Genomic DNA, 15,322 nt, shown 5'->3' on the forward strand with positions numbered 1-15,322 from the left:
CCTCACTTCGCCTGGGACGCGAGCTCGGCCACCCGGCGGGCCGCGTCATCCATCGTCTCGACCAGCTCGATCACCTCGTGCTCGAACTCGTCCAGGATCCGCCGCCCCTCCGCGGCGTTGTTGCCGTCGATGCGGCACACGATCGGCTTGGTCACCGGCTCACCGCGCTCGGCCAGCATGCCGATCGCCTGCACGATGCCGTCGGCCACCGCGTCGCAGGAGGTGATCCCGCCGAACACGTTGACGAACACGGCCTTGACCTCGGGGTCGTTGAGCACGATGTCCAGTCCGTTGGCCATGACCTTGGCGCTCGCGCCGCCGCCGATGTCGAGGAAGTTCGCCGGCTTGATGCCGCCGAACTCCTCGCCCGCGTACGCCACCACGTCCAGCGTCGACATCACCAGACCCGCGCCGTTGCCGACGATGCCGACCTCGCCGTGCAGCTTGACGTAGTTGAGGTCGTACTCCTTGGCGCGCAGCTCGATCGGGTCGGTCTCGTTGCGGTCCACGAAGTCGGCGTGCGAGGCGTGCCGGTAGTCGGCGTTGCCGTCGAGGGTGACCTTGCCGTCCAGTGCCACGACCCGCCCGTCGTCGGTCTTCACCAGCGGGTTGACCTCGACCAGCGTGGCGTCCTCGTCGATCATCACCCGCCACAGGTGGGTCAGGACGTCGGCGACCTGGGCGCGTACGGCCTCCGGGAAGTTCGCCGCGTCCACGATCTCGCGGGCCTTGGCGGGCGTGACGCCCTCGAGCGCGTCGACGCGCACCTTGGCCAGCGCCTCGGGCCGCTCGGCCGCCACCACCTCGATCTCGACCCCACCCTCGACGCTGGCCATCGCGAGGAACGCCCGCTCGGCCCGGTCGAGGAGGAAGGACACGTAGTACTCCTCGGCGATGTCGGTCGCCTCGGTGATGAGCACCCGGTGGACCGTGTGCCCCTTGATGTCCATGCCGAGGATCGCGCCGGCCTTCTCGGCGGCCTCGTCCGGCGTCTCCGCCAGCTTCACGCCGCCGGCCTTGCCCCGGCCACCGGTCTTCACCTGGGCCTTCACCACGACCGTGGTGCCGATCTTGCGGGCCGCCTCGTGCGCCGCGTCCGCGGTCGAGCAGACCTCGCCCGCCGTCACGGGCACCCCGTGCTTCCCGAACAGATGCTTGGCTTGGTACTCGTACAGGTCCACCGGTGCACCGCCCTCACGGATCGTTCACGGGGGTCGCTTGCGGGATCGCCGCGACTCTAGCGGCGGGCGCGCGCACCTCCGGGGGCGGGTCGCGGTGAGCGGCGGCTCAGCGGCGGACGGCGGGCTCGCTGCGCCGAGCGGCGGCCGGGTGGCCGCCGGTCAGACGGCGGCGGTGTCGCCGACGTGCTCGCGGGCCCAGGCGACGATGTCCTCCATCGAGGTGCCCGGCGTGAACACGTGGGCCACCCCGGCCGACTCCAGGGTCGGGATGTCGTCCTCGGGGATGATGCCGCCGCCGAAGACCACGATGTCGTCGGCGCCGCGCTCCCGCAGCAGGTCCACCACGGCCGGGAACAGGGTCAGGTGGGCCCCCGACAGCACCGACAGCCCGATGGCGTCGGCGTCCTCCTGGATCGCGCTGTCCACGATCTGCTCCGGGGTCTGGTGCAGCCCGGTGTAGATGACCTCGAAGCCGGCGTCGCGCAGGGCGCGGGCGACGACCTTCGCGCCGCGGTCGTGCCCGTCGAGCCCGGGCTTGGCCACCACGATGCGGACCGGTGCGGTGCTCATGCGCGCGGCTCCCTTCGCAGCCTGACCTGTCGACGGGACCGGGGGTGCCGGTCGTCGCAGGACCGTGTCGAGCCTAGCGCCGCCGGGGACGAGGACGGCACCGCGGGGCACTCGCCGGGCTCGGCACGACCGCGGGACGACGTCCCGCACACCGGGACGAAATCGCCTCGTCGGCCCCGCACGCCACACCCACCTCGCCGACCACATCGGCATTTCCGCCCGGCTCCGGCGGACTGCTATCCACGGCGCGGGCACCCGTCTGGTCCGCCCCGCGGACGAGGGGAACGGGTGCCGTTCCACGGCCCGGCGCCTCGCGGCGGGCCCGGTGACAGGGGCCCTCGCAGCGGCCCCGCCGTGACCCGCTCGTGTGGCCACGGACCGTACGGCGGAGAGGGGCTGCCCGGTGCGCGATCCGCGGACCCCGGTGCGGCTGACGCCGCGCGGCCGGACCGTCGTCGCCACCGCCGTGGCCACCGCCATCGCCGTGCCCGTGCTGGCCGCCGTGGCCGTCCTCGGCGGCGCCGCCTCCGACGTCTCGGCGGCCGGCCTGCAGCCCAGCGCCGCCGCCACACTCGCGCTGCCCGTGCTGGTCCCGACCGAGTCCGACGGGCCCGCCGCGGCCGAGCGCCGATCCCTGGTGCTTCGGGCGGACCGGTCCGGCCGCGCCACCGGGCTGGTGGTCGAGCCGATCGCCGCGGAGGACGCGCCTCAGGGGTCCGACGCCGGCCTCGACGACGGTTTCGTCCAGGACCTCGCCGTCCGGCTGCCGGTCGACTCCGTGCGCACGACGGCGACGTACGGCGAGACCGGCGCGCACTGGTCGGTCGCGCACACCGGCCTGGACTTCGACGGGGTCACCGGCGACGTCGTGCGGTCGGTGACCAACGGGCGGATCACGCAGGCGTACTACCACCGCGCGTACGGGAACCTGGTGGTCGTGCAGCGCTCCGACGGCGTCGAGCTGTGGTACGCGCACCTGTCGTCGGTGGCGCGGACGTCCGGCCCGGTGAAGGCCGGCCAGCCGATCGGCCGGATGGGGACCACCGGCAACTCCACCGGCTCCCACCTGCACCTGGAGGTCCGCGTCGACGGCGTGCCGACCGACCCGGAGACCTTCCTGTGGGGCGCCTGGCCCGGTGTCCCGGACACCGCGCCGGACTGGGCCTGCCGCGCCTACGGCTGCTGACCCGCCACGCGCCCGAGCCCCCCACCCGCAGCCGAACCCCCACCCCCGGCACCACCGGTGGAACGTACGACCCCCACTGATGCCCCACGGGGCGGTCCTGCGTGCCACCAGCTGAGGCGGGTGTGACGGGTAGGCACGAGCGGGGCACCTGCGTCCCCGCACCCCGCCCCCGCACCCCGCCCCCGCACCCTGCCCTCGTTCCCCGCGCCCCCGCACCCCGCCCTCGTTCCCCGCGCCCCGCACCCCGCCCTGGTTCACCCGCCGCCCCGCGCCGCCCCACCTGGGCACACGATCCGCTTAGCGGATCGTGTGCCCAGGGCGGGCGGCGTGTTCGGGGCCAGGGCGGGTACACGATCCGGGGCTCGGGACGAATGTGACAGGGGTGAACCAGCGGTGCGACTCCCCGATCGGGCGCCGCCGGCGCTGTGCGGGAGGTCACCCCGGCACGGCCGTGGAAGCGGTTTCACGACGGGGGTCCCGGGTACCCCCTGAGGTATCCGGCCCGTCCCCCGCGGGCATCCCGCTTCCCCAGGAGACACCCCCGTGCCCGCCACCGACCTGCACCTGGACACCACCCCGGAGGACCGCTCCCGACCCGACGGCTCCCCCGGCCGACTGAGCCGCCTGCTCGGCCGCTGGGGCGCCGCCGCGGCCGGCACCGTGGCGGGAGCCGCCGTGCTGGTCGGCTCCGCGGTCGTGGCCGGCCCGCTGCCCGCGGGTGCCGCCGAGACGCGACCCGCCTCGGGCAGCGGCGCCGGCACGACGACGAGCACCGGCGCCACGGGTACGCCCACCGGCACCCGGGCCCGCAGCACGACCAGCGCCACGAGCACGACGAGCCGGGGCGACCAGCGCGCCAGCCGCACCGCGCGCGCGTCGCGCCTGCCGGTCCGCGTGACCCCGGTGACGAACTTCCGCTACTCCGCGCGGTACGGCCAGCGCGGCCGGCTGTGGAGCAGCGGCCGGCACACCGGACTGGACTTCGCTGCCGCCAGCGGCACCCCGGTCCGCGCCGCCCAGGACGGCAAGGTCGTGTCCGCCGGCTGGGCCGGCGCGTACGGACGGGCCATCGTCATCAAGCACCGCAACGGCGCGCAGACGCGCTACGCGCACCTGTCGCGCATCCACACCAAGCCGGGCAAGAAGGTCAAGGCCGGCCAGCGCATCGGCCGGGTCGGCTCGACCGGCAACTCCACCGGCCCGCACCTGCACTTCGAGGTCATCCGTGACGGTCGGTTCCGCGACCCGCACCGGTGGCTGCGCGCCGGCTGGTAGGCCCGCCCACATCCCCGGGCCGACGAGCCCGCAGGCGCAACCCTCCCCTTCACGACCGGGCAGCACACGCACGACGTGCTGCCCGGTCGCCGCGCGTCAGGCCCGGTAGTCCAGCACCTGCTCGGGGAGGCTCATGCCTTCGGCCAGGTCCATCCCGTGCACCGCCAGCAGGTGGCTGCGGAACCAGGCGTCGAACGGCTCGGCGGACGTGGCGAGTCCGTGCAGTGCCCGCGGCAGGTCGCGCGACTCCAGGAGCACCACCGCGAAGTCCCCCACCGGCGTGCTCTGGATCCACACGGCCTCCCGGGTGATGCCGTGCCGGCGCCGCGAGGCGGCGTGGTCGCCGCGGCGCGCGCCCTCTCCGCACGCGAGCATCTCCTCGCGGTCCCGGTCCGTCGTTCCCGGGAGCAGCGGCGCGGCGAAGCAGACGGCCTGCGTCGTGGTCGTCGTCGTCGTCGTAGTCGTCGCGCTGACGTCGGTCGCGCTGATGTCGATGGTCATGGGGTCCTCCTCGCTCGGTGCCGCCGCTGGCGGCTCGGGCTCGCTCGGTGCCGCCGCTGGCGGCTCGGGCTGTCTCGGTGCCGCCGCTGGCAGCTCGGGCTGTCTCGGTGCCGCCGGCCGGCGGCTCGGAGAGGACTCTGGCCGCGCACGCACCCACCGCGGATCCCCGCGGATCTGGGATCTTTCGTGCATGTGGCGCCCGGATCCGCCCGTGCGGATCACCATGGCGTCGTGGAGCCCTGGACCGCCGATCGCCTGATCGACGAGGTGGAGCGTCTCGGCTCGCGAGGCCTGGCGTACGGGGAGCTGCACGCCGCGATCGGCGAGCGCCTGCGTCGCGCGTTCCCGGTGGACGCGATGTGCTGGCACGGGCTGGACCCGGACACCAAGCTGCTCACCACGGCGAACCCGGTGGAGCTCATGGCCGGCGGGTTCCTCACGCCGGAGACCGAGGCCAGCGCCGCGAGCGCGGTCGTGACGAGCGAGTACGTGCGCGACGACGTGAACACGTTCGCCGACCTGGCCGGCCGCCGGACTCCGGTGGCGATCCTGAGCGAGACGACCCGAGGCCGCCCCGAGCGCAGCGCGCGGTACGCCGAGTACCTGGAACCGATCGGCACCCCGTTCGAGATGCGGGCGGCCATGGTCACGCGCGGCCGCGTCTGGGGTGCGGTCGTCATGCACAACACCGAGGCGACAGGGGACTTCGGTGCAGCGCAGGCCCGGGTGATGGCCCGGCTGTCGCGACCGATCGCCGAGGCGCTGCGTGCCTCGTACCGCGTCGACGCCGCCCGACGTCCCGACGACGAGCGGGCACCCGGAATGCTCGTGCTCGACAGCGACGACGGCCTCGAGCTGGTCACCCCGCCCGCCAGCCGGCTCCTGGAACGGCTGGCGCGCGACGACCCGCAGCACCGCACGGTCCCCGGTGCGGCGCTCAGCATCGCCGCCACCGCCCGCGCCCGGGGGCTGGCCGGCAGGACGGCTCCGCCGCTGCACGTGCCCACCTCGTCGGGATGGCTGACCTTCCACGCCTCCCTCCCCGACGGTCCCGGTGCGGGTCGCGTGGCGATCGTGGTGCAGCCGGCCGGCGAGGAGTACGCGCTGCCGCTGCGGCTGGAGGCCTTCGGGCTGTCGGCGCGCGAGCGCGACGTCGCCACGCTGGTCGCCCGGGGCCTCGACACCGCGGCGATCGCGGAGCGGCTGGTGATCTCGCCGTGGACCGTGCAGGACCACCTGAAGTCGGCCTTCGACAAGACTGGCACCCGGTCCAGGCGCGAGCTCCTGGCCCGCGTCTTCTTCCACGACCAGCTGCCCGGCATCGTCGCCCGCGACCCGCTGAACGCGGGTGGGCACCTTCAGTCGCCGGAAGGCGTACGGCGCTAGAGCTTCTCGACCGGGGCGTAGCGCAGCAGCAGCCGCTTCACGCCCTCGCTGCCGAAGTCGACGGTCGCCTCGGCCTTGTCGCCCACGCCGGACGTCGACACCACGGTGCCCAGGCCGAACTTCTGGTGCGTCACGCGCTCCCCCGGCGACAGCGACACCACCGGCCGCACGCCGGTGGTCGCCGCCCCCGGACGCGACGCCGCGGCCACCAGCGACGGCGCGGACCCGAACCCGCCCTCGGTCGGACCGCGACCGGATCGCACCGGCTCCAGCCGGCGCCAGTCGAGCAGCCGCTCCGGCACCTCGTCGAGGAACCGCGACGGCGGGTTGAAGCTCGGTGCCCCCCACGCGGAGCGGACGACCGCGCGGGACAGGTACAGCCGCTGCCGCGCCCGGGTGATCCCGACGTAGGCCAGCCGCCGCTCCTCCTCCAGCTCGCGCGGCTCCCCCAGCGAGCGCAGGTGCGGGAAGACCCCGTCCTCCATACCCGTGAGGAACACCACCGGGAACTCCAGCCCCTTGGCGGTGTGCAGCGTCATCAGCGTGACGACGCCGCCGTCGGAGTCGGGGATCTCGTCGGAGTCGGCGACCAGGGACACCCGCTCGAGGAAGTCGGTCAGGGTCCCCTCCGGCTTGTCCTGCTCGAACTCCCGCGCCACCGACTCCAACTCGGCCAGGTTCTCCACTCGGGTCTCGTCCTGCGGGTCGCTGGACGCCTGCAGCTCGGCGAGGTAGCCGGACTGCTCCAGCACCGCCTGCAGCACCGTGGCCGGGCCGGTGCCGGCCTCGACGAGGGTCCGCAGGTCGCCCATCAGCCTGGCGAACGCCTCCACCTGGGCCAGCGACCGGGTCGCCAGCCCGGGCACCTGCGCGGCCTGGTCCAGCGCGCGGCCGAACGGGATCCGCTCGCGCTGCGCGTAGGCCTCCAGCATCGCCTCGGCCCGGTCCCCGATCCCGCGCCGGGGCACGTTGAGGATGCGCCGCAGCGACACGTCGTCGTCGGGGTTCGCCAGCGCGCGCAGGTAGGCCAGCGCGTCGCGCACCTCGCGCCGCTCGTAGAACCGCACGCCGCCGACGACGCGGTAGGGCAGGCCGGTACGGATGAACACTTCCTCCACCGAACGCGACTGCGCGTTGGTCCGGTAGAAGACGGCGACGTCCGACGGCCGTACGCCGTGCTCGTCGCCGAGGCGGTCGATCTCGTTGGCCACGAACGCGGCCTCGTCGTGCTCGTCGTCGGCGACGTACGCGGTGATCGGCGGACCGTCGCCCGCCTCGGTCCACAGCCGCTTCTCCCGCCGGCTGGAGTTGCGCGAGATGACGGCGTTGGCAGCCTCGAGGATGTTCTGCGTGGACCGGTAGTTCTGCTCCAGCATCACCGTGGTCGCGTCGCCGTAGTCGCGCTCGAACTCCTCGATATTGCGGATCGTGGCGCCGCGGAACGCGTAGATCGACTGGTCCGCGTCGCCCACCACGCACAGTTCTGCGGGCGGGACGTCGCCACCCCGGCCGACCAGCTCGCGGACCAGCACGTACTGCGCGTGGTTGGTGTCCTGGTACTCGTCGACCAGGACGTGCCGGAAGCGCCGGTGGTAGTGCTCGGCCACGTCCGGGAACAGCTGCAGCACGGCGACCGTGGTCGAGATGAGGTCGTCGAAGTCGAACGCATTGGCCCGGCGCAGCCGCTGCTGGTACAGCGTGTAGGCCTCCGCCAGCATCTTCTCCGTGTGGTTGGCCGCGCGGGAGGCGTAGGTCTCCTCGTCGACCAGCTCGTTCTTGAGGTTGGACACCTGCGCCAGGAAAGCCTTGGGGTTGAACCGCTTCGGGTCCAGGTCCAGATCGCGCACGACCAACGTCATCAGCCGCTGGGAGTCGGCCTGGTCGTAGATGGAGAACGACGACGACACGCCCAGGCGGTGGGACTCGCGGCGCAGGATGCGCACGCAGGCGGAGTGGAACGTGGACACCCACATGGTCCGGGCCCGTGGGCCCACCAGCTCGGCGACCCGCTCCTTCATCTCGCCGGCGGCCTTGTTGGTGAACGTGATCGCGAGGATCTCGCCGGGGCGGGCGGCCCCGGTGGCCAGCAGGTGGGCGATCCGCCGGGTCAGGACCCGGGTCTTGCCCGATCCGGCGCCGGCCACGATGAGCAGCGGCGAGCCGCGGTGCAGGACTGCCTCGCGCTGCCGGTCGTTGAGGTCCGCCACGAGGGACTCGGGGTCGCGCGTGGGTCGCGCCTGCGGCCGCTCCTCCGCGTCAGGGGAACCCTGGTCCGGCAGCCGGGCCGATGCGAGGGTCGTCGCGGTGACCGCCGACGGGGAGGAGGGGGCTGCGGGGACTCCGGGCAGCGGCAGGTCGTCGAAGAGGGAGTCCACCGCGGCATCCTAAGCGGCGACCCCGACGCCCCGGACGGGCCGCGCGACCCGGTCCGCGGGCCTCAGGCGAGGTAGCCGACGACGTACGCCCGCAGGTGCACCGACGTGCTCGGGCTGATCCACGACACCGCGCCGTCCGCCCCCAGCGGGACCACCAGCAGCTCCGTCGACGTGGCCTGCTTGACCACTCCCACCGAGCGGATGCCCGGGCTCGACGTCCCCGCGGGCCAAGCGGTGACGGCGCCGTTGCGGGTCCCGCCGGTGGTGGTGACCTGCAGCGCCACCGCCCGCGCCCCCTCGGGCACCCCGCCGGCGCCGGCCAGCCGCACGGTCTCCGGCCGCTTGCGCGCCAGGGCGCCGCTGATCCCGACGCCGTTGGCGGTGTCGATCACCCGGGCCATCGGCACCGGCACCAGCGAGCCGCCGGCGGAGTCCCGGTCGGGACCCGCCCAGCCGATCAGGTCCATCTTGACCTTCACCGGGGACTTCCCGGCGTTGGTGAGGACGAGGGAGGCGTCCGGACCCGCCGGTGTCACGATCCGGCCGGTGCGCGGCGACCCCGCGGGGGCGTAGACCGAGAGCGTCCGCGAGGTCAGCCGCTCCCCCGGTCGGGAGATCTTGACGCCGCCGGCGGTGGCGGACCCGTACGGCGTCACGGACAGGATCAGCGACCCGGCGCTGGCGGGGATCCCGCCGCGGCCGGCGAGCGAGACCGTCCGGGACTCGCCCGGCTGCAGGTCGCCGCCCTCGGCGGCGGTGTCGAACACCTTGGTGGGCCGCGGTACGTGCAGGGCGCCGCCGGCCGGCAGCGCGCCGGCGGGGGCCGGACGCAGGTAGCCCAGGACGTCCACGACCACGTCGGTCGCGCCCGCCCGGGTGGAGATGCCGATGGTGCCGTCGCTGCCCACCGGCACGACCGTGGCCGCGGTCGCGTTGGAGTTCATCGCGACGCTGAGCACCGGGGCGTCGACGGGCGAGGTCCCCGCCGGCCAGACCCGCAGGTACGACGGCGCGTTGGAGCCGACGGCCGACACCCGCACGGCGACCGCGGTCACCCCGGACGACGGCACCTGCCCCTTGCCCGTGACCTTCACGAACAGCTGGTGGTTGTCGCCCTTCCAGCGGTCCTGCTGCAGCCGGCAGGCACCGGACGGCGTGCCCAGACCCAGCCGGGTGTCGAGGACTCGCGCCGGGGAGACCGTGACCAGGTCCAGCCCCGCGGTGGAGGTCGGCCCGGACGCCGAGGACGTGGCGCGCGGGCAGTACGGCGAGGACTGCGCGGTGCCGTCCCAGAAGGAGGTGAGCCCCGCCGCGCCGTCCCAGGTCAGCGAGATGTGGATGTGGTCGCGGTGGCAGTAGGTGTCCTGCGCGGGCACCTGCATGTTCTTGCCCAGGCAGCCCTTCAGCTCGGCCCATCCGCGGGAGGGGTCGTAGCCGCGCCAGATCCGGTCGTTCCAGCCGATGTACATGACGCCGAGCCGCTTGGCCATCGCGTACGGAGTCCCCGCGGCGTCCTTGGCCATCAGCCAGGCCAGGAAGGCCTCGGCGTTCGCGCGCTGGGCGGGCACCCGCACGCTGGTCATCCAGTCCAGCGCGCGGCCCTCCTTGTGCTCGCTCTGACCGCCGACGAAGCAGCCGCGCTCGATCCCGATGACCTGGCTGGTGCCGTACGTGGCCTTGATGAGCGCGGCCAGCTTGAGCGCGCCGGGCTTGGCGGCCGGGTCGCACTGCGACTGCCCCTCGTACGTGGCGTCGACGTCGTACGCCTCGGGCAGCTCGCTCGGGACCACGGGCACGGGGGCGGGCGGAAGCGTCGGGGTCGGGTCGGAAGCGGGGGTGTCGGGGGTGGGTGCGTCGGTCGCTGCGGGAGCGGTCGACGGGGCGGAGGTGCTCGTCGAGGGGCTGGGCGTGTCGGCGGCGGTCGCCGGGAGCGCGGTGGCGAGCAGTCCGACGCCGGTCAGCAGGGCGGTCAGGGCCGCCGCGAGGGTGCGCGCGCCGGGCCGCGCGGAGACGCGTGCGGACGTACGCACGGCCTCTCGGGCGGCCGCTCGGGGGGGAAGACCCGGGGACGGCACCCGCCTACGATGGCACCCGCACTACCAGATGTTCTAGTCCTGCACGTGAACATCACTGATGTAATTCATTCACTTGCGTCACTCGAGTCACAGGGTGTCGGGCCGGCCTCGCGGCGGGCGAAGGAGGGAGCGGCGTGCTCGACGACGCCTCGGTGGAGCGGGTCCTGGTAGTCACCGCCCATCCCGACGACGTGGACTTCGGCTCCGGCGGGACCGTCGCGTCCTGGGTGGCGGCCGGGCACACGGTGACGTACTGCGTGGTCACCGACGGCGACGCCGGCGGCTTCGACCCGACCGTGCCGCGGGACCGGATCCCGGCCATCCGGCGCGCCGAACAGGTGGCCGCGGGGGCGTGCCTGGGCGTGACCGACGTGCGGTTCCTGGGCTACCGGGACGGCGAGCTGACCGTCACCCACGACCTGCGCCGCGACATCTCCCGGGTGATCCGGCAGGTCCGGCCGCAGCGGATGCTGGTCCAGTCACCCGAGCGCAACTGGGCCCGGATCGCGGCCTCGCACCCGGACCACATGGCCGCCGGCGAGGCGGCGCTGCAGGCGGTCTACCCGGACGCGCGCAACCCGTTCGCGCACGCCAGCCTGCTGCTGGACGAGGGGCTGGCGGACTGGGCGGTGCCCGAGGTGTGGGTGATGGCCACCGACGCGCCCGACCACGTCGTGGACGTGACGGAGTACTGGCCGGCGAAGCTGGCGGCGCTGCGCGCGCACGAGAGCCAGACCGGACACATGGACGACCTCGAGGACCGCATCAGCACCTGGATGCGCGCCACCGCGGAGCGGTTCGACCTGCCCGAGGGCCGGCTGGCCGAGGCGTTCCGGGTCATCGACACCGCGTAGCCCGCCCGTCCCGCCGCGCCCGCCGGCCGGACTGCCGCGCAGCCCCCACGCGGAGCGCCACCCGCCGCTTCGGGCGCACCCGCCCCACCACCCCCCACAGGTGGAACCTCGGTCCATGGGCACGGGCCCGTTCGCTGGTCAGACGTTCCTCCGGGGGCGGGGCGAGGTCGGCGGACCCTCAGCGGCCGACCCGGAAGCTGCGCGTCGACTGCACCGCCGGACCCGGGTGCAGGGCCGTCGGGTACACGATCGCTCGGAGCGTGCACCTGCCCGCCCGCAGCCCGCGGACGGCTTGCTTGGCCAGGTAACCCGTGACCCTGCACGTACGCGGCGTCCGCGACTCCCACGACAGATGCTCACCGGCGCTGACCCTCGCGACCCGCGACAGCAGCGTCGTCCGCTTGACCTTCACCACGACGGTGCCGGCCCGCTTCAGCCAGGTGATCCTCGGCGCCGGCGGGACGATGTTCACGACCGTCGTCTGCCCGGCGGTCACGGTCACCGTCGACGCCTGCGCCCGCGGCACCCCCGGCGCGCACATCTGCTCCCACCAGCACACCACGTAGGTGCCGGGGGCGACGTCCAGCCGGAGCCGGGGGGAATCGTTGTATGCCCGCTGCGCGATCAAGGGGGAGGTGTCCCCCGGGGCCGCGATGGCGAACGCTGCACCCGTGATCTCCGTGGGATCCGACGGGTTCCGGAGCACGTTCAGGTCGAGGGTCCCGGTGCGGGGCAGCACCAGGGACAGGTCCGTCGCGACGTCGGACACCGGCAGCGCGACCAGGTTGGCGGCGGACGGCGCTGCCGTCCCCGGCCAGAACGTGCACACCTCCGTGTTCGGCAGGACGCACATCCAGTACCGCCCCGGTGGCAGGAGCCCCCCGAACGCCCCTGTCGAGGGATCGGTGTCGACGTCAGCCTGCGGGACCTCGGTCCCGTCCGCGGCGTAGAAGCGGACGTGCGCGCCGACCGGGGCACCGGACGCATCGGTCACGGTGCCGGAGTAAGCCGCCCCCGCGCCGACCGTTGCATCCACCGAGGCATCCACCGCCCGGCCGACGATGCTCCATGACTCTGCCGACGAGGCCGGGGGAGCCGTCACCAGCAGCCCAGCCAGCAGCGACACTCCGACGGCGAGAAGCATGAACACCCGACGCGACACGGCGCCCCCACCCGCTCCACACCCGCAGCCGACCCTCGCGGCCGGAGCCCGAACCTACCCCAGGGTCATGGCGGGATGTCCCGGATCAGGGGACAGGCAGTGCCACAAGTGCCACCAGGGTCGGTGCTGCGGGGGTCAGTGCCAGAGGACGGCGATCACCACGTTGGCGATCCCGAGCAGGCCGATCGCGGCCCACAGGCCGACCTGCGGGGGCTGCCGGCGCCGGCCGACGAACGCGAGCACGACCACGACCGCCGCGATGGCCAGCTTGGTGCCGATCTTGGCCATGTCGAGGTCCTCGTCCACGAGGTCCGTCTCGGCCATCCCGACCATGATCAGCCCGGTCACCAGCTGCGTCAGCGCGCCGTGCAGCATCGCCGGGTTGACGCCCTTGTCCTCCGCCGACATCTGCACCAGGAACCCGCCGATCAGCGAGGCGAGGCCGAGGAAGTGCAGGACGAGGACCAGGTTGTAGACGAACTCCATCGGGACTCCTCCGCGGGCGGGTACGGCCCCCGCACCCTATGCGGCCCGACGCCGCCGGCCGACTGCAGTAGGCAGCGGCGTGGGGGCCGTCACACCGGGCCGCCGTACGGGCCGTCACACCAGCCGGCGGGCCTTCGCCCAGCGGGCCAGCTCGTAGCGGTCCGACACCTGCAGCTTCCGGAGCACGGCGGACACGTGGGTCTCGACCGTCTTCACGGACAGCACCAGCTCCTTGGCGACCTCGCGGTAGGTGTAGCCGCGGGCGATCAGCCGCATCACGTCCCGCTCGCGCGGGGTGAGCCGGTCCAGCTCCTCGTCGGTCTCCGCCGGACCGCCGGCGAACGCGTCCAGCACGAAGCCGGCCAGCCGCGGCGAGAACACCGCGTCCCCCTCCGCGACCTTCTGGACGGCCTCCCGCAGCTCCGGGCCGGTGATCGCCTTGGTGACGTAGCCGCGGGCCCCGCCGCGCACGACCCCGATCACGTCCTCGGCGGCGTCGCTCACACTCAGCGCGAGGAACCGGGTGTCCGGCACGACCGGGACGCACGCGTCCAGCACGGCGCGCCCGTCGCCGCCGGGCAGGTGCACGTCCAGCAGCACCACGTCCGGCCGCGTGCGGGTGATCACCTGCACGGCCTCGGCCACGTCGCCCGCCTCCCCGACGACCTCGAAGCCGTCGCCGAGCTCGGACCGCACCCCGGCACGCACCATCGCGTGGTCGTCGACCAGCACCACCCGCAAGGTCATGCCCCATCCTCCCGCGTCCCGCGAACGTCCTGCGGCTGCTGGGCGGCCTCGTCGGGCCGGACGCCGAGATCCCGAGTCCGAGGCATCCACAGCGACACCTCGGTCCCGACCCCGCCCGCCCCGGAGCGGACCACGGCCCGCCCGCCGTTGCGCTCCATCCGGCCCAGGATCGACTCGCGCACGCCGAGCCGGTCGTCGGGCACGGTCCCGGGGTCGAACCCCGGGCCGCGGTCCCGGACGAACACCTCCACCGCGTCGTCGGAGGCCTCCGCGTAGACCGAGGCCGCGCCGCCGCCGTGCTTGGCCGCGTTCACCATCGCCTCCCGCGCGGCAGCGACCAGCGCTCCCGTCCCCGGGTCGAGCGGCGCGTCGCCGACGGTCACCACCTCGATCGTCGCCGCGTACGCCGTCTCGACGTCGGCCGCCTCCCGCTGCAGCGCCGCAGCGAGAGTGCGGGCCGGGTCGCCGATCGGCGCGTACAGCCACGAGCGCAGCGCGCGCTCCTCCCGCCGGGCCAGCCGGGCGACGGTGTCCGGATCGTCGACGTGCCGCTGGATCAGGGTCAGCGTCTGCAGTACAGAGTCGTGCACGTGCGCGGCGACCTCCGCGCGCTCCTCCGAGCGGATCCGGGCCCGGCGCTCGTCGGCCAGCTCGCGGCCCTGCCGGTACAGCCACGGGAACGCCACGACGCCGACCCCCAGCATCAGCACCAGACCGGCCGCCAGCCCCCGCATGGCCTCGCCCAGGCCGGTGCGCCCGGCCAGCAGGGCCAGCAGCCCGGCCACCACGAGGACCACGCCGGCCGCGGCCCGCCACCAGCCCGCGCGGGCCGTCGTACGGGCCGCGTCGGTGGCCGCGCCCGCGGCGGACGTGCGCCACCGGTCGCGCTGCACGTCGTCGGCCTGCCGCCACACCAGCGCCGCGCCGACCCCGGCGAGGGCGAGCGGCAGGACCAGGGAGGTGGCGATGTCGACGCCCAGCAGCGGGAGCAGCAGCAGGACGCCGACGAGCAGCGCGGCCAGTGCCAGCAGCCGGCCCAGGTCGCGCCCTTGGTCCTCCTCCGCGGGCTCCGCTCCGGCCTCGGGCACCTCGGCGGTCGCCCCGCTCCCGGGTACCGCGACCTGGGGTTCACGCCCGGACACGGTGGCGCGCAGAGGCTCGGGCGCCAGCGGGATCACCGCCCAGTAGACGGCGTACAGCACGATCCCGGCCCCGCCGGACAGCGCCAGCAGCACGAACAGCACCCGCACCAGCCAGACCGGCCAGCGCAGGTGCACCGCCAGGCCCCGGGCCACCCCGGCCACCAGGCGGCCGCGGGTCGCACGGAACACCCTCGGCGTACCCACGGCGGTCCGCGGCCAGTCGGCACCCGGCGCGGGCGGGGACGGCGGGCTGCTCACCCCCGCATGATCCCCCGCCACGCCCCTCCCCGTCGTCCGGGAACCACCCCGAGACCGACCCTGACCCCCGACCCCCGATCTCAGGGTCGGACCAGGGTGCGTCCCCGATGTGCCGGCGCGCGGC

The 15,322-nt window shown here is 74.4% G+C and carries 13 protein-coding genes; 4 read left to right on the forward strand and 9 right to left on the reverse strand.

Translation table 11 applies throughout. The annotated features are described in order from the left end of the window. Positions 1-2 precede the first annotated feature (2 nt). Both sucC and R2737_13465 read right to left on the reverse strand, forming a co-directional pair. Positions 3-1,181 (reverse strand): ADP-forming succinate--CoA ligase subunit beta, encoded by a 1,179-nt coding sequence (sucC, locus tag R2737_13460; protein MEZ5117268.1) that lies wholly within the window; start codon positions 1,179-1,181, stop codon positions 3-5. A gap of 159 nt (positions 1,182-1,340) precedes the next feature. Next, the gene (locus R2737_13465) at positions 1,341-1,751 is read right to left on the reverse strand and encodes a cobalamin B12-binding domain-containing protein (protein ID MEZ5117269.1); all 411 of its coding nucleotides are present in this window, start codon (positions 1,749-1,751) and stop codon (positions 1,341-1,343) included. A gap of 403 nt (positions 1,752-2,154) precedes the next feature. Between R2737_13465 and R2737_13470 the strand changes: the two genes are divergently transcribed. Together R2737_13470 and R2737_13475 are read left to right on the forward strand one after the other, a co-directional pair. Further along, positions 2,155-2,937 (forward strand): M23 family metallopeptidase, encoded by a 783-nt coding sequence (locus R2737_13470; GenBank protein ID MEZ5117270.1) that lies wholly within the window; start codon positions 2,155-2,157, stop codon positions 2,935-2,937. Between the two features lie 543 nt (positions 2,938-3,480). Next, positions 3,481-4,212: a M23 family metallopeptidase gene (locus R2737_13475; GenBank protein MEZ5117271.1), complete on the forward strand. Its 732-nt coding sequence runs from the start codon at positions 3,481-3,483 to the stop codon at positions 4,210-4,212. 96 nt (positions 4,213-4,308) lie between these two features. Here the strand turns inward: R2737_13475 and R2737_13480 are convergent, their stop codons facing one another. Beyond that, positions 4,309-4,713 (reverse strand): hypothetical protein, encoded by a 405-nt coding sequence (locus tag R2737_13480; GenBank protein MEZ5117272.1) that lies wholly within the window; start codon positions 4,711-4,713, stop codon positions 4,309-4,311. Positions 4,714-4,944: 231 nt separating this feature from the next. Between R2737_13480 and R2737_13485 the strand changes: the two genes are divergently transcribed. Then, the gene (locus tag R2737_13485) at positions 4,945-6,099 is read left to right on the forward strand and encodes a helix-turn-helix transcriptional regulator (GenBank protein ID MEZ5117273.1); all 1,155 of its coding nucleotides are present in this window, start codon (positions 4,945-4,947) and stop codon (positions 6,097-6,099) included. Here the strand turns inward: R2737_13485 and pcrA are convergent. Further along, positions 6,096-8,474 carry a DNA helicase PcrA gene (pcrA, locus tag R2737_13490; GenBank protein MEZ5117274.1) on the reverse strand — a complete coding sequence of 793 codons (2,379 nt, stop codon included), beginning with the start codon at positions 8,472-8,474 and terminating at the stop codon, positions 6,096-6,098. The two genes, R2737_13485 and pcrA, sit on opposite strands and share 4 nt — an antisense overlap. A gap of 62 nt (positions 8,475-8,536) precedes the next feature. Continuing rightward, a complete protein-coding gene (locus R2737_13495) occupies positions 8,537-10,504 on the reverse strand; it encodes a hypothetical protein (protein MEZ5117275.1) in 1,968 nt (655 codons plus the stop codon). 179 nt (positions 10,505-10,683) lie between these two features. Here R2737_13495 and R2737_13500 point away from each other — a divergent pair, with 179 nt between their 5' ends. Then, positions 10,684-11,403, forward strand: coding sequence for a PIG-L deacetylase family protein (locus tag R2737_13500; GenBank protein ID MEZ5117276.1), 720 nt, complete (start codon positions 10,684-10,686; stop codon positions 11,401-11,403). A 178-nt stretch (positions 11,404-11,581) separates the two neighbouring features. Here R2737_13500 and R2737_13505 read toward each other — a convergent pair whose 3' ends face one another. The 4 genes from R2737_13505 to R2737_13520 all read right to left on the reverse strand — a co-directional run bounded on the left by R2737_13505 (position 11,582) and on the right by R2737_13520 (position 15,198). Continuing rightward, positions 11,582-12,565 (reverse strand): hypothetical protein, encoded by a 984-nt coding sequence (locus tag R2737_13505; protein MEZ5117277.1) that lies wholly within the window; start codon positions 12,563-12,565, stop codon positions 11,582-11,584. 135 nt (positions 12,566-12,700) lie between these two features. Further along, positions 12,701-13,051 carry a hypothetical protein gene (locus tag R2737_13510; protein MEZ5117278.1) on the reverse strand — a complete coding sequence of 117 codons (351 nt, stop codon included), beginning with the start codon at positions 13,049-13,051 and terminating at the stop codon, positions 12,701-12,703. Between the two features lie 114 nt (positions 13,052-13,165). Further along, positions 13,166-13,798 carry a response regulator transcription factor gene (locus R2737_13515; protein ID MEZ5117279.1) on the reverse strand — a complete coding sequence of 211 codons (633 nt, stop codon included), beginning with the start codon at positions 13,796-13,798 and terminating at the stop codon, positions 13,166-13,168. Then, the gene (locus tag R2737_13520) at positions 13,795-15,198 is read right to left on the reverse strand and encodes a PspC domain-containing protein (protein MEZ5117280.1); all 1,404 of its coding nucleotides are present in this window, start codon (positions 15,196-15,198) and stop codon (positions 13,795-13,797) included. Before R2737_13520 ends, R2737_13515 begins: the two co-directional genes overlap by 4 nt. Between the last annotated feature and the right edge of the window lie 124 nt (positions 15,199-15,322).

Source organism: Candidatus Nanopelagicales bacterium, assembly GCA_041393815.1.
Classification (GTDB): Bacteria; Actinomycetota; Actinomycetes; order S36-B12; family JAWKJK01; genus JAWKJK01.

What these genes read in the sequence shown, in the direction of transcription:
- R2737_13510 (MEZ5117278.1), bottom strand. Translation starts at nt 13,051, where the DNA reads ATGGAGTTCGTCTACAACCTGGTCCTCGTCCTGCACTTCCTCGGCCTC.
- R2737_13465 (MEZ5117269.1), bottom strand. Translation starts at nt 1,751, where the DNA reads ATGAGCACCGCACCGGTCCGCATCGTGGTGGCCAAGCCCGGGCTCGAC.
- R2737_13515 (MEZ5117279.1), bottom strand. Translation starts at nt 13,798, where the DNA reads ATGACCTTGCGGGTGGTGCTGGTCGACGACCACGCGATGGTGCGTGCC.
- R2737_13480 (MEZ5117272.1), bottom strand. Translation starts at nt 4,713, where the DNA reads ATGACCATCGACATCAGCGCGACCGACGTCAGCGCGACGACTACGACG.